At 52.4% G+C, this 13,301-nt stretch carries 14 protein-coding genes, 2 pseudogenes and 1 riboswitch; of the genes and pseudogenes, 5 read left to right on the top strand and 11 right to left on the bottom strand.

Going from position 1 to position 13,301, the window contains the following annotated elements; translation table 11 throughout:
* Positions 1-458 (bottom strand): Gfo/Idh/MocA family oxidoreductase (locus RT613_RS21210; RefSeq protein WP_313618365.1); only part of this gene is annotated, 458 nt, incomplete at its 3' end.
* 171 nt (positions 459-629) lie between these two features.
* Between RT613_RS21210 and RT613_RS21205 the strand changes: the two genes are divergently transcribed.
* On the top strand, positions 630-1,652 hold the full coding sequence (locus RT613_RS21205) for a LacI family DNA-binding transcriptional regulator (RefSeq protein ID WP_313618364.1): 1,023 nt from the start codon (positions 630-632) through the stop codon (positions 1,650-1,652).
* Positions 1,653-1,839: 187 nt separating this feature from the next.
* Positions 1,840-1,986: riboswitch (FMN riboswitch) on the top strand.
* Positions 1,987-2,115: 129 nt separating this feature from the next.
* A complete protein-coding gene (ribB, locus tag RT613_RS21200; protein ID WP_313618363.1) occupies positions 2,116-2,742 on the top strand; it encodes a 3,4-dihydroxy-2-butanone-4-phosphate synthase in 627 nt (208 codons plus the stop codon).
* 57 nt (positions 2,743-2,799) lie between these two features.
* Here ribB and RT613_RS21195 read toward each other — a convergent pair whose 3' ends face one another.
* The 6 genes and pseudogenes from RT613_RS21195 to RT613_RS21175 all read right to left on the bottom strand — a co-directional run bounded on the left by RT613_RS21195 (position 2,800) and on the right by RT613_RS21175 (position 8,044).
* Positions 2,800-5,040 (bottom strand): methyl-accepting chemotaxis protein, encoded by a 2,241-nt coding sequence (locus RT613_RS21195; RefSeq protein ID WP_313618362.1) that lies wholly within the window; start codon positions 5,038-5,040, stop codon positions 2,800-2,802.
* 291 nt (positions 5,041-5,331) lie between these two features.
* Entirely contained in the window at positions 5,332-5,637 is a 306-nt protein-coding gene (locus tag RT613_RS21190) for a helix-turn-helix transcriptional regulator (protein ID WP_313618361.1), read from the bottom strand.
* Positions 5,638-5,717: 80 nt separating this feature from the next.
* Positions 5,718-6,356, bottom strand: a complete 639-nt coding sequence (locus tag RT613_RS21185; protein WP_313618360.1) for a YitT family protein — start codon at positions 6,354-6,356, stop codon at positions 5,718-5,720.
* A 247-nt stretch (positions 6,357-6,603) separates the two neighbouring features.
* Positions 6,604-6,993: pseudogene (locus tag RT613_RS23905) on the bottom strand (helix-turn-helix transcriptional regulator); the annotation flags it as partial.
* 77 nt (positions 6,994-7,070) lie between these two features.
* A pseudogene (locus RT613_RS23900) lies at positions 7,071-7,275 on the bottom strand (helix-turn-helix transcriptional regulator); the annotation flags it as partial.
* A 118-nt stretch (positions 7,276-7,393) separates the two neighbouring features.
* Positions 7,394-8,044, bottom strand: a complete 651-nt coding sequence (locus tag RT613_RS21175; RefSeq protein ID WP_313618358.1) for a response regulator transcription factor — start codon at positions 8,042-8,044, stop codon at positions 7,394-7,396.
* Between the two features lie 255 nt (positions 8,045-8,299).
* On the opposite strand from RT613_RS21175, the gene RT613_RS21170 reads away from it, so the two are divergent.
* Together RT613_RS21170 and RT613_RS21165 are read left to right on the top strand one after the other, a co-directional pair.
* Complete coding sequence (locus RT613_RS21170; RefSeq protein WP_313618357.1) at positions 8,300-8,650, top strand: DUF952 domain-containing protein; 351 nt, start codon at positions 8,300-8,302, stop codon at positions 8,648-8,650.
* Complete coding sequence (locus RT613_RS21165; RefSeq protein WP_313618356.1) at positions 8,647-9,738, top strand: quinone-dependent dihydroorotate dehydrogenase; 1,092 nt, start codon at positions 8,647-8,649, stop codon at positions 9,736-9,738. Before RT613_RS21170 ends, RT613_RS21165 begins: the two co-directional genes overlap by 4 nt.
* 49 nt (positions 9,739-9,787) lie before the next feature.
* Here RT613_RS21165 and RT613_RS21160 read toward each other — a convergent pair whose 3' ends face one another.
* The gene (locus RT613_RS21160; protein WP_409558877.1) at positions 9,788-10,267 is read right to left on the bottom strand and encodes a CAP domain-containing protein; all 480 of its coding nucleotides are present in this window, start codon (positions 10,265-10,267) and stop codon (positions 9,788-9,790) included.
* A gap of 16 nt (positions 10,268-10,283) precedes the next feature.
* Entirely contained in the window at positions 10,284-10,550 is a 267-nt protein-coding gene (locus RT613_RS21155; RefSeq protein WP_313618354.1) for a DUF6460 domain-containing protein, read from the bottom strand.
* 144 nt (positions 10,551-10,694) lie between these two features.
* Here RT613_RS21155 and RT613_RS21150 point away from each other — a divergent pair, with 144 nt between their 5' ends.
* Complete coding sequence (locus RT613_RS21150; RefSeq protein ID WP_313618353.1) at positions 10,695-11,654, top strand: methyltransferase domain-containing protein; 960 nt, start codon at positions 10,695-10,697, stop codon at positions 11,652-11,654.
* A gap of 3 nt (positions 11,655-11,657) precedes the next feature.
* On the opposite strand, the gene RT613_RS21145 is transcribed toward RT613_RS21150, so the two are convergent.
* Entirely contained in the window at positions 11,658-12,533 is an 876-nt protein-coding gene (locus tag RT613_RS21145; RefSeq protein WP_409558876.1) for a transporter substrate-binding domain-containing protein, read from the bottom strand.
* A 239-nt stretch (positions 12,534-12,772) separates the two neighbouring features.
* The gene (locus RT613_RS21140) at positions 12,773-13,216 is read right to left on the bottom strand and encodes a cupin domain-containing protein (RefSeq protein ID WP_313618351.1); all 444 of its coding nucleotides are present in this window, start codon (positions 13,214-13,216) and stop codon (positions 12,773-12,775) included.
* Between the last annotated feature and the right edge of the window lie 85 nt (positions 13,217-13,301).

The following is a 13,301-nucleotide window of genomic DNA, read 5'->3' as shown; positions in this document are numbered from 1 at the left end:
GCAGGATCGAAAGAGGTGATCGATAGCAGTTCCGGTTTGCCAATCTCGCCTGCATTGACCGATGCTTTAACCGCGGCAAAATTTGGATCAAAGCGGCGGTTGAAACCAATCATCACCGGCTTGCCGGACGATTCTGTGTTTTTCAGGCAGGTCTTGGCGCGTTCCAGGGAAAGGTCGACCGGCTTTTCGCACAATACGGCCTTTCCTGCAGATGTAGCGCGCTCGATGAGGTCGGAATGCGTGTCCGTCGATGTCGCGATAAGCACTGCATCAATGGTCTTGTCAGCAAGAATATCGTCAATCGAACGCGACTGTGCGCCGTAAAGGCCTGCAAGTTCTGTCGCGGCTGCGGTGTTGACGTCTGCCACCGCAACAAGCTCGCTTCTTGGGTGAGCGGCAATATTTACAGCATGGACGCGACCGATGCGGCCAGCGCCGAGCAATGCAACTTTAAGCACTGTATTCCTCCTGAATTGGAAGCCCTCCTGCTTCCGTAACACAGGACTAACACCCATTTGCTCCCGCGAGCAACAGGAAATTGCTCCCGCGAGCAAAATAAATGACGGCGTGTGCAAAAATGCGCTATCAATCAGGAGAGATACGCGACATAAGGTTATGAGGAGACGATTATGCCGCAAGAGAAGAAACCTCTATTCGCCGCGAACGTGACCGCGGATGATGTTGCGGTGGAAGCTGGCGTGTCGCGCTGGACAGTGAACCGCGCCTTTCGCAAGGACGCATCGATTTCTCCGAAAAGCCTGGCGAAGGTCATGTCTGCAGCGGAACGGCTGGGATATGTTCCCGACTTGCGTGCGGCGAGCCTGGCATCGGATCGCTCCAATCTCGTTGCCCTGCTGATTGATGATTTCGCCAATCCGCACAAACTGGTGATGATGGAGCGGCTTACGCGCATATTGCGGCGTGAGGGTTGGGACATTCTGCTCGTCAACACATTGGACAAGGATGATGCGGGGCACGCTCTGCTTAATGCCAGCCAGCGACGCGTCGATGCCGTTATCTTGATTGGTATTCAATTTGATGATGAGGTGCTGGAAACTGCGTTGCATGCGCGACGGTTTCGCAAGCTGATTATTTTCGCGCGTACATCGTGGAACCCGAATACGATTTCCATTGCGGTCGATGACGTGCATGCGACGACCGAGATCGCCAATTACGTTCGTGGTCGCGGTTACAAAAGGCCAATGTTTCTGGCGGGTCCCCGCACCCATTCCGCGCATTTGTTACGCAAGGAAACCTTTGTCGATTATTGGCGCGAGCATTTTGGTGAAGAACCAGAATCGACCAGCGTTCCAGCCTATGATCCAGATCTTGCCGCGGATGTTATCGCCAAAACACTGTCGGCGCGCGAATTGTCTGAACTTCCCGACATTATCGTGTGCGAAAACGATGCGCTTGCGTTGGGCGCTGTCGACGTTATCAGACACAAACTTGGGCTGAAAGTACCGGAGGACATTGCTGTTGCTGGTTTCGATGATGTACCGCAAGCCGATAGCCCGAATTACCGGTTGACGACCTATCGTCAGCCACTCACCGACATGGTTGAATATCTTGTCGAGGTGTTGGGCAGTGCCGAAGACAAGGATTTCGACCGGCTGTTTCTGGGCAAATTGATTCCACGCGAAAGCGCCTGATACATGCGCGTTAGTCATGCCGTCGCCTATCCGAGAAAGTTCGCTGTAGGCAACTATATTCTGCTACGCGCGGCTTGATCGTTAGATATCTTTTTTATTCAACGCAGTGTTCAGCGTATCGAAGATCTAATTTTCGCTTTTTAGGTCAGTACGCCTTGCATTTCTGTATTCTATGGACTTATCTTTGACCTGTTCTCAGGGCGGGGCGCAATTCCCCACCGGCGGTATCGGGAGTAATCCCGGAGCCCGCGAGCGCTTCCGGTTCTGCCGGGAGGTCAGCAGATCCGGTGAGATGCCGGAGCCGACGGTATAGTCCGGATAGAAGAGAGCAAGGTCACGACAGCCATCCCTCGGGGTGGTTGGGCAGTGTTTGTTCGCCCAAGGGAAGTTTTGCCGAAGTGCCCCAATGCACGGTTGGCGCAACATAAGCCAGGTTCTGGCTCAACCCTTGAAAGACTACGAAATGACTATCTCTAAAATTGAAGATGCTATCTCGGCCATCGCACGCGGTGAAATGGTGATTGTCGTTGACGATCAGGACCGCGAGAATGAGGGTGATATTGTTTTTGCGTCGCAAGACGCAACGGCTGAAAAGATCGCGTTCATGATGAGCAAGGCGCGTGGCCTGATTTGTGTATCAATGGAAGGTTCACGGCTTGATGAACTCGATATTCCATTGATGGTTCCCAACAATACCGAGTCGTTGAAAACTGCCTTTACGGTTTCTGTCGATTATCTGGCAGGCACCACGACAGGCATTTCTGCTGCTGATCGTGCAGCGACCGTCAGAGCATTGCTTGATCCGGCTGCAAAGCCTGATGAATTCGCCCGTCCGGGCCATATCTTCCCGCTGCGTGCCAATCCGAGCGGCGTTCTTGGCCGTCCAGGTCATACGGAAGCGGCTGTTGATTTGTGCAGATTGGCTGGAAAAATGCCGTCTGGCGTGATCTGCGAAATTGCCAATGATGATGGCACAATGGCCCGGTTGCCGCAGTTGGAAGTATTTGCAGCACAACACAATATTCTGCTCGTGACGATTGAGGACCTTATCGCTTACATGCAGGGTGCTGTCACGGAAGTTGCAGCCTAAGCTGCCAGTTGGTTTTAAACCGCTCCGATTTTGCGGAGCGGTTTAAGTTTTTAGTGCTCAGGCCGCATGACGACGATGATTGCCGTTGTTGCGCCCATTGCCTTCATGCATCCGGAACTGTGCGAGCAAATCTGACAAACGATCACTTTCTTGCGCCAGATGAGCGCCGGCGGCATTCATTTCCTCAACCATCGCAGCGTTTTGCTGCGTCACCTGATCCATGTGATTGACGGAGGTATTGATCTCCGAAAGGCCGGACGCCTGTTCGCGCGCGGCGGTGGCAATGGCATCCATATGTTCGTTGATCGCAGTGACAAGCTGGGCGATTTCATTAAGCCCGCTGCCTGTATCATTGACCAGCGTCACACCCTGATTGACGGCGGCTTCAGAGTTGCCGATCAGTGCCTTTATTTCCTTGGCAGCATGCGCGGATCGTTGTGCGAGTTCACGCACTTCCTGTGCGACAACGGCAAAACCCTTGCCCGCTTCTCCAGCACGTGCCGCTTCGACACCGGCATTCAGTGCCAAGAGGTTTGTCTGGAAGGCAATCTCGTCAATCACGCCAATGATATTGCTGATCTGGCTTGAGGCCATTTCGATCTTTTGCATGGCTTCAACGGCGCTTGATACCACTGTGCTGGACGCGATAGCGCGTTCGCTGGCGTGACGGACCATTTGACGTGCCTCACCGGCGCGTTCAGAGGTTTGTTTGACGTTGGTGGTGACCTCTTCCAACGCTGCTGCTGTCTCTTCAAGAGACGCAGCCTGCTGTTCGGTGCGCTTGGAAAGTTGATCCGAGGCAGCTGAAATCTCGCCACTGCCATTGCTGACGCTTTGCGCTGTCTGGTTGACCTGTTCAAGCGTTATACGCAACTGATGGACCGAGCTGTTGAAGTCTTCGCGCAGTGCTTCGAACTGCTCGCTGAACTTTTCATGGATTTCGCAAAGCATGTCGCCAGAGGCAAGGCGTTTCAAACCGGTTGCGAGGCCGGATGTTGCCTTGGTGAGGCGATCCTCCGCTTCCTGTTCTGCGCGTTGCTGGATGGAGATACGTTCGGCTTCGGAGGCACGGCGTGTTTCTTCTGCCTGTTTTTCCAGATCCCTGTTGTGTAACGCTGCATCTTTGAACACTTCAACAGCGCGAGCCATTTCACCAATTTCATCGCTGCGACGTGAGCCGGAAACGACAACCGATAAATCACCACCAGCCAGTTGGCGCATGATACCGGTCAACTGTCCAATCGGGTTGGTAATGCGGAAGATGATCATCAAGATGCCAAGGAGTGACAGGGCAGCCATCGCAACTGTTGCGACGGTATAGACGATGATCGAACGTGTCGCGGATGTCGCGTTGGCAGCCGTGAAGTTCGTCATTTCAACAAGTGCTGCAGACGCAATATCGGCAAGTGACGCCTGTGCAGGAGCTGCTTCCTTGCGCCAGTCGTCAACATTGATGTCGACTGCGGTTCCGCTCTTGTTGGCCGCAAGTGCCTTTGCCTTCTGTTCGGCATATGGGCCGCCGAAATAGGTGGTCTGAGCGACATCGAACTGCTTCTTGAGTTGCTCAGGTGTCGTTGGGCTGCTGACGATCTGAGAGATAACATCACGGGCAAATTCGACCTTGGCATCTTGGACTGAGATTTCGGCCAGTTTTTCTGCGCTTAATGGCTCCTTGGAAATCAAGCCGCCGACCAGTGTCGAGTTGGCGGCACCACCATGTGTGCGAGCCTGCCATCCTAAGGAGCGCAACTGCGTGAACATGATCATGCCGGGTTCGCGGCCATTGATAATCGCCTCTACGCGACCTGACGCTTTTTCGAGATCCAGAAGCATGCTGTCGGCGAGGCTCAGGACCTGTTTTCCGAGCGCTGGATCGCGATTGGCGACAGCTTGTTTCAAAGCCGTATCGACGTCTTTGCGGTAATTGTCCCATTTGCTGTAAGCGTCGAGTATTGGGCCGGTCGCGGTGCGGATTTCGCTGGAACCGACACCGTCAACAAGTTCCTTGATCTTGGTCAGAGCCCCGTCGAGCTGCGTGCGGCCGGTTTCCAGATTGACAAGGCTCGACTGCATTGCAGATGGTTCGAGTTTGATGGCTGAGGATATCGCCCCTCGTTCACCGCGCAGACCAAGCAGGCCGTCAAACAAGGCGGCATCCAATTGTGCGAGTTCTGAGAGACGTGTCGAGGTATCGTATGCTTCAATTTCCTGTACGAGCATTTTGCTCATCAGGCCGATAATGGCGAGGCTCAAGCCAACAAAGGCCAGAACAAGCGTATGTTTTATTGAAACTTTCATGCGATTCCCCCGAAATGACATTCATATTCGGGTCTTCACTTTCCGAATGACAGCCCAATAAAGCTGTGAGAGGAGGTGACCGATGTCGCCGAATACGCCCTGAATGTCGATATTCGCCGGACATATTTAAAAATTGAATTAATTATGCTTTACAACTTATCATGGATGTAAAGGGTAGATGTGTTTTATAACGCGTAAATACACCCCTACCAAAAGAATATATTCGGTACGATGTTAAGACACTTGTTTTAACGAAGTACAATCCTGTTTGAGATTGTGGCCTGTTTACAGTTATGGAACATTGTCATCGGCTGGTCGTCCACCTTCGTCTTCCCAGCCAACAATTTCTTGTCTCTCCTCTTTATCGAATTTGAGGCGGACACCAATGCCATTTGTCTCCTCAGGCAGAAACACTGCGCCAAGTTCTTCCAACGCTGATGTCAACGCAAAAAGCACATCTTGTGGCGGCGTTTCAATGCCGCTTTCAAATCTCTTGATGAGGTTTGGAGCCACGCCTGACTTTTCACTCAAAAGTGCTTGGTCAGCCTTAACAAGCGCACGGGCTGCGTGGCATAGTTCCGGGGTCAGAATTGGCATGGTGCACTCCCTTTTTAGATCTCAAAAGGTGAATGCTAAACATTATAATCTGGTTCAGCAGAAAAAGTAAAAAATCTGCATTAACGAACGACGATGTAGCGGTCAGCGCGGTGATTGATCGCAAGAAAAATATTAAGCACCACTGCACCAAGGATGGAATAAGAAACCGTCAATGGATCAATGACCGAAAAGGCGCAAAGCATGACGACTGCATCAAAGGCCAACTGGATGAGCCCGGCGCGAATGCCGAAACGGTCCTGAATATAAATTGCCAGAATGCCAATGCCGCCGAGGCTTGCTCTGTGGCGATAGAGGGCAAGCAGACCATAACCTAGTAGCAATCCGCCGACCAGCGCCGCCCAGATTGGGTTGATGTGTTCGATGACCAGCATTCGAGATTCCAGTTCGGTAATCACTGATACAAGACCAATAGCGATGAATGTCTTGAATGAGAATGCGGCGCCAAGGCGTTTAAAGGACAGGTAGTAAAATGGCAGGTTGACGAGGAAGAACATCAGGCCGAAGCTGACGCCCCACGCATAGTGGATGAGAAACGCTACACCTGCCGTGCCGCCAGTCAAAAGACCCACCTTGTTCATGAAATAAAAGCCAAGCGCAGAGACAATGCTGCCCGTGAATATGCCTTGAATGTCTTCCACCGCAGAATGGTGCGACGGGTCAGACTTCCACATGCCATATACGCTTTTGGACTTTGTCATTCCCCATCCTTTCGGCCTTTTTGCCTACTATTTTGCATGGGGTCTTCAGGTTCATCAAGAAGAGTAAGTAAGCAAAGCTGACCTATCGTGAAAATGGCAAGAAAACGTTCTCCTGCAGCCTTTGGCGCGAAATAAACAGAATGTTGGTGGCAGGTTTTTTAATATGCTTGAGAAGGGGCAAGGAGCGAACAGATTTCGTTTGTATCTCGACTTGGTCAATATGCGAACGCCCAGGGCTTTATCGGGGTTACTGACTTGCCCAGATAATACGCGCGATCCACTCGACATCACTAATATCGAATGTGCGATTCGGATGAGCCGGGTTGAGTGAAAGCAGTTCGATAGAGCGAGGGCTTTGACGGGCAAGCAATTTGGCCATGACCTCACCGTCACGGCTTTTGACTACAACGCGATCGCCGCGCCTGACCTGCGCTCCGGGTTCGACAATGAGAATGTCGCCATCCCTGTAAAGCGGCATCATACTGTCGCCCTGGACCTCCAGCGCGTAGACACCTGATTTATCGGCTGGAGATGTTGGAAAGTCAACGATGTCCCAGCCCTGGCCTGCGGGAAAACCACCATCGTCGAAAAAACCTCCAGATCCTGCCTGCGCGAAACCAAGCAACGGGATTGACCGGCGTTCAGTCCTTGAAAATGAGGTGTTCTGAAAAGCGGCATCCACACCGCCATTCGTCACAACGATGCCGAAGAAGTCATCAACGCTTGCACCTGTCGCTTCCAGTACCTTGGAAACGGATTCTGTTGATGGCCACCGCTGACGACCATCTGGCCCCAGGCGCTTTGACTTGTTGAATGATGTAGGATCCAGCCCAGCCCGGCGTGCAAGACCGGAAGGGGTCAACTGATTGCGTTCGGCGAGGTTGTCTATCGCGCTCCAGATCGCATCGTGTGAAAGCATTGGCGTGTGGACCCGTGAATGGGGTTTCTCGTCGAGTAACCCCTATTATCATCATGCTTCATATTAGACATTCAGATGGCCACAGTAAAGCGGTAGAGGAATAAAATCCTTTTCTTGCTTACGCGACCATGGCGGAACTGTTTATCTTGGATAGTTGGATGACAGCCTGCGTACGGCTATCTACCTTGAGTTTGAGCAGGATGGCCGAAACATGTGCCTTTATGGTGGCTTCTGACACACCAAGCGCGTAAGCGATCTGTTTGTTAAGAAGTCCTTCGCCAAGCATGCCGAGAACGCGGCTTTGTTGCGGGGTCAGTGTCCGCAAACGATTGATCAGATCGGCGATATCAGGATCGTGTTCGCGTCCGTCCTGGTATCCGTTCGGTGTAGAAATGCCGCCGTTCAAAACGGTCTGGATGCTTTTGCGCAACTCGTCAATGCCGGCAGATTTGGAAATGAAACCGGATGCTCCCAACTCGATGGCACGACGGACCGTTGTGGTGTCGTCAGTGGCTGACACAATGACAATCGGCAAACTGGAAAATTCGGCGCGTAGTGCCATCAGGCCCGAGAAGCCACTGACACCTGGCATAGCAAGGTCGAGTAACAGCAGGTCGGCATCCTTTTGCTCCAATGCCGCTTTATGCGCTGTTTCAAAATCCCCTGCTTCAACGATTGTCTGCTCCGCATCAATACCATTCACAGCCTGCTTCAAAGCGCCGCGAAATAACGGGTGATCGTCTGCAATTATGATTGTGAGTTGCGTCATGGGATGCCCCCTCCCAAGGGCACGGGCACACTTTCGCTTGCCCCATAGTGGGAAAGTTTAATCTCGCCCGCCAGCAGATACAACTGGATTGCTGGCTCTATGGCGCATGATGTTGCCGATCACAGGCTTTGAAAAGCGCCTTGTTGGTTATTTCCAACGGAAATCGGCAAAACTTGGTGATGAAAGATGGACAAGGTCAGTCCTTTGAGGCAAATCGGCTGGCATCATTGACCTCACACGCAGAGATGTCCTCGCATGGTGGCTTCCGTCATTTACAAGATCGTGCCGCAAACACTCTGGCAATCTGCTCGCCAGAAGGGTGTGTTTGAAGGGGCGTCGATAGACCTTCAGGATGGGTACATTCATTTTTCCACGGCAGCCCAAGCTGTTGAGACTGCGGCACGGCATTTCGCCGGTCAGAGTGATCTGTTCCTTGTTGCTGTTGAGGCTGCCAAACTGGGCAATGCTCTTGTTTTTGAACCCTCAAGAGGTGGCGATCTGTTCCCGCACCTTTATGCCACTTTGCCGCTTGATGCCGTTTTGTGGGAAAAGCCGTTACCGCTTGGTGCCGATGGCCTGCATGTTTTTCCGGAGTTAGCAGAATGAACGATTTTCTGTCGTCGCTTGGCCGTCGCGGCCTCTTCATGTTCGATCCTGAAACAGCACATGGTCTGTCGATCAAGGCTTTGAAAACCGGCCTCGTACCGGGATGTACGCCTGCTGGCGATCCGCGCCTTGTTCAGACCGTGGCGGGTATCCGCTTTTCGAACCCACTGGGCATGGCTGCAGGTTATGACAAGAACGCTGAGGTGCCGAACGCACTGCTGAAGCTTGGATTTGGTTTTACCGAAGTTGGTACGCTGACACCCAAGCCGCAGGATGGGAACCCGAAGCCACGCATTTTCAGACTGACGCAGGACAATGCGGTGATCAACCGCATGGGCTTTAACAATGAAGGCCATCAGGCGGCATTTGAACGCCTGTCGGCCGGGCGATTGAACGGCGTCGTCGGTGTCAATATCGGTGCAAACAAGGACAGCGCTGATCGTGTTGCAGATTATGTTGCTGGAATAGAGCGTTTCTATTCCGTCGCGACCTATTTTACGGCCAATATTTCCTCACCCAACACACCCGGTTTGCGAGACTTGCAGGCACGCGAAAGCCTTGCTGTTCTTCTGTCGGCCGTTCTCTCCAAGCGCGATGAGCTTGCCCTCTCCAGCGGCAAACGCATTCCGGTGTTTTTGAAGATCGCTCCTGATCTGACTGAGGAAGGTCTGGATGATATTGCGGCTGAAGTCTTGTTACATGATCTTGACGGTTTGATCGTGTCCAACACGACGTTGTCGCGCGCAGGTTTGAAACCCGGTCCTCACAATGCCGAGGCTGGCGGTCTTTCCGGCACTCCGCTTTTTGAACGCTCAACCATCGTACTGGCAAAAGTCAGGCAGCGAGTGGGCAAGACTTTGCCTGTTATCGGTGCTGGCGGTATTTCTTCGGCGGAAACAGCGTTGGAAAAGATCCGGGCCGGAGCTGACCTGCTGCAGCTTTACTCCTGCATGGTCTATGAAGGTCCGACCTTGCCTTCCCGTATCGTCCGCGGTCTTTCAGGCCTGTTGGACCGTGAAAAGGTGGAAAATATTGCGGAGTTGCGCGACAGCTCAGTGGAGAAATGGGCTGGCAAAAAGCTCGACTGAGCCAATTGTCAGTTTTTCCGCTGTTGGAAACACCGCCCTTGTTGTTTGGTCAGCTTGAAAGCACCATTGCCCAGTAGGGGCGGTTTCCGGATGCCATGTCTCTGGCAACGGCAACGCCCAGCCCACGATAATTGCCAAGCATGTTTTCCAGATGTTTGGGCGAATCAATCCAGGCCTGAACGGCCCTTTCGACCTCATTCTGTCCGCTGGCGATGTTTTCTGCTGCCGGTAGCGGCACTGAGTGGCTCTTCATGCGGCTTAGGAAGCTGTCACCTAAACCGATCAGATGAGACATCTTGTCAGCCTTTGCCATGCGCACGGCCTGACCAGTTGCAGCCTGGCGGGCATTGGTATTCGGGCTGAGAGGCGCAAGGCCGCGATCACTCCGCAGCTTGTTGACCATGGCAAGCGCGGCACCGGTTTCATCTGACGTGTTGCCAGTGAGCTTGGGCGCGCGTGACGACACGCAGGCCGACAACAACATTGTTGCAGAGACGGCAAGAATGCTTCTGCGGGAGATTTGTGACATATCTTGTCTAGTCATATTAGCGGCGGTAGCTGAAAATGCGCAGGATGATGAAGATCGGAATGACGATGGTTGCACCCAGTATCAGGTAGTCGCCAATTTTGCCCAGTGCGGCAAAACCACTGTGCCAGATATCGAGAATGAAATTGCGGATGCTATAGACGAGATCCCAAGGGTCAACGCCAAAAATCGCCATCAAAAAACCGACGATCAATGATACGACCATCAGCTTCAATACGGTGCGAGCGGGGCTATCCCCCAGGAACCTGTTAACGTCACCAGCCATTATGTTCTCCTTTTGGGACAGAGATATGAAAGGCAACGCCTGCCTGCAACCCTCTTTCTATGTGTAAGAGTGACCTGTGAGTGAAATAAGACTTGAGTTTTTTTGTGACTTGGGCAAATAGCGCCATCGCTTCAGGATATTGCAATGGCCTCAAACCAGTTTTCTTCCGGTGACGTAATCGTGGACCGCCGGGCGGATTATGCCCGAATGCTCGCAGAAAGTGGCGATCCTGCCGCTGCGAGCGAACTTATGGTGCAGGCTCTCGACCTGGCTCCGAGCTGGACTGCAGGTTGGTTCAGGTTGGGGGAATATCACGAGAAAGCTGGTGACAAGGAGGGTGCAGTATCCGCGTACCAGCAGGTGGTCACGCTCGACTTTGAAGGTATATTCGCCGCCAGCCTGAAACTGGCAGTGCTGGGTGCGCTTGAAACGCCCGATCAGCCGCCAAGTCGTTATGTCGAAGAATTGTTCGACGAATATGCAGTCAGATTTGAGACCGCATTGGTTGAAAAGCTCGACTATTCCGTGCCTGCCGAACTTGCGGCATTGATTGAAAAAAATGCCACATGTTCGATATTTCGTGACGCTGTTGATATCGGCTGCGGCACCGGATTATTCGGTGTGGAAATTCGTCACATGGCAGAAAAGCTGGAAGGGTTCGATATATCTAGCAATATGCTGTGCAAGGCGGATGAAAAAGGGATCTATGATTATTTAGGTCAAGCAGACCTTGCGTTCGCCGCCGAAGAGTCCGCTCTTTTTTCGGATATGCTTCCCAGAAACCGCGCTGACCTTGTCGCCGCTGCTGATGTATTAATATACCTTGGCAGGCTTGAAACGGTTTTCGACCTCGCTGCGACCCTTCTTACTCGGGAGGGCATGTTTGCTTTTTCCGTTGAAGATGCAGGCAATGAAGTCGGCTTCGTGCTTCGCCCGTCGCTGCGCTACGCGCACTCCTTTGATTATGTCGCGGAGCTTTTGAAAGAAAAAGGTTTCAACCTCCTCGAAAGCACACGCACAACAATTCGCATGGAAGCCGGAAAGCCAATTTCCGGCATTTTGTTTGTTGCGCGCAAGGTGGCTCGTACAACGTCCTTTGCTTAGCTGTCAGTAGAGTCCGCGAGGGAAATAACGACGGTAGATTTCGTCCAGCTTGCCATTGCGTGACAGTGTCGCCAAGGCTTGATCAAAGGCCGGAACGAGAATATTTTCCGGATCATTTGCCATGATTGTCAGACCCTCGCCGAGAAATTTGTCCGACATGTAGGGCCCGTCGAACAGCACGCAGCAACCCGCCGAGGCAGTTCCAGATACCCAGAATGGTAGCCGCAGACCGTCGGCAAACACGGCATCAACGGTTTCGGTTTTGACTGCGTCCAGCAGCTCTTCGTAGTTTTTAAATTCAGTGGCGTTGATGGCAGGGAAAAATGCCTTCAACATCGCCTGATGGCGCGATCCGGTGATGATGCCCACTTTACGGTTAGCCAGAGCCGTTGTGGCAGGACCTTGCAATTTGGCGTTCTTGTTGGCGACAAAACGTGCGGGAAGCATCATGTAGGGCCGTGAAAAAGAAAACCGCTGGCGCAAGGAACCGGTGACAGCCATTCCGGAGACAACGGCGTCGCCCTCGCCCATTTCAACGGCGGCTTCCAGTTCGTCAAATGGCAGGGCCTGCATCTGGCATTTGGCAGCCATTTTCAGCTGCGCGCAGACTTCGCGCACAAGATCAACATTAAACCCGGTCAACCGGCCGTTCTGGTCAGTAAAGTTGAAGGGCGGAAAATCTACCGACATCAAAAAGCGTATACTGGCAACATCTGATAGATTGGCAGTCGGTAGACGTTCGCGCGTATCAAACAGGACGGGGAGTGTTCCCTCCTCGTTTTTATCTGCACTGATCGCTGGTGCCGTAGAAAAGGTAAACAGGGTGGCAATGGCGACAAATAGACCCTGCAATTTCATTGAGGTGATCTTCAGGGGCATGTGTTTGATCAACTTTCACGTATGAGCGCTGTCACAACGTTATGGCGGTTTATCCGTGATCTGCATAGCCAATATCGCTCTGAGACGTCACTATCCAGGTTTAAAAAACCGTCTGTTTTTTTACGACTGTCACAATATTCACGCGAAAAGCGCGACCGTCAAATAAACGGTCACGCCAGAGCTTTACCGCTTTTCTTCAATGCTTTTAAGGGTTCTGCAGTGAAACCGGCACGGCTCAATCAGGGTTTTAAAGGTGTTGTCAAAGCCTTGTCGTCGGTATCAACGACAAAGACTGCAAGTAGTTTTGCTGGTTCTGTCTGGCTGGCATTAGCACTGATATCATGTTGGTCACCCGGCAACTCCGTGAAATTCATGCCCTTGGTAAAGGTCTTGGCCTCGCCACCGTTCACGCCACTTAAAACGGCCCCTTTAAGGACTGTTGCATAAATGATCGCGGATTTTGCGTGGGTATGAGCAGAATTGTAACCACCTGGTGCGTATTCGACGAGTACGCCTTTGACGCTTTTTCCGGGGACATCGGGAAGAAGGTGCTCATATACAAGCGTCACCTTTGTTCCCTTGGTGTCATACGCCAACTGGCCTTTGGTGATATCGTCTGCGTTTGTCACACCGGATGAGAAAAGGATGGCTGCGACCGTAAGATTGGGAAGGAGCGTCGTCATCACAGGTTTTCCTCCTGTTTTGCGGTAACATTTTGGGAGTGCCATTCAGTCAGTGTGATTTCACCTATGAGTGCGTCTTCCGCTG

Source organism: Agrobacterium sp. (assembly GCF_032092815.1).
In the GTDB taxonomy this organism is placed as follows: Bacteria; Pseudomonadota; Alphaproteobacteria; order Rhizobiales; family Rhizobiaceae; genus Agrobacterium.
The sequence above is the reverse complement of the archived record's forward strand: the minus strand, read 5'-3'. Positions and strand labels throughout refer to the sequence as shown.